1 protein-coding gene is annotated in these 439 nt (G+C 54.0%); it reads left to right on the top strand.

The window, feature by feature from the left end; genetic code table 11:
• The coding region (locus AAY47_RS19780; RefSeq protein WP_047772099.1) for a condensation domain-containing protein at window positions 1–439 on the top strand (439 nt) is incomplete at both ends.

The following is a 439-nucleotide window of genomic DNA, read 5'->3' as shown; positions in this document are numbered from 1 at the left end:
TCTCGATAGCTTCCTGAATGCCTTGCAACAGGTTATCAACCGCCATGATATCCTGCGTACAGCGGTTTATTGGCAAAAACTGGAACAGCCGGTGCAGGTGGTCTGGCGTCAGGCAACGCTGGCTATCCATGAATTCATCCCGGCCACGACAGGCGATATTCCGGCGCAGTTACAGGCTCACACTGATCCGCGTCAGCACCGGATCAATCTGAACCGCGCCCCTCTCTTTGCTGCCGATATCGCCCACGATCCGCGACAGAATGAATGGCTGCTGGCTTTACGTTTCCACCATCTGGTCAGTGACCATCTGACACTGGAGCTGATTTTAGCGGAAATTGCCCAGATACTACGGGGCAATGCCAAAACACTGCCCACGATGTTGCCCTACCGCAACTTTATTGCCCAGACATTAAGTGTGCCCGTGGCAGAACATGAAGCC

This window comes from Xenorhabdus griffiniae (assembly GCF_001028135.1).
Classification (GTDB): Bacteria; Pseudomonadota; Gammaproteobacteria; order Enterobacterales; family Enterobacteriaceae; genus Xenorhabdus; species Xenorhabdus bakwenae.
The sequence above is the reverse complement of the archived record's forward strand: the minus strand, read 5'-3'. Positions and strand labels throughout refer to the sequence as shown.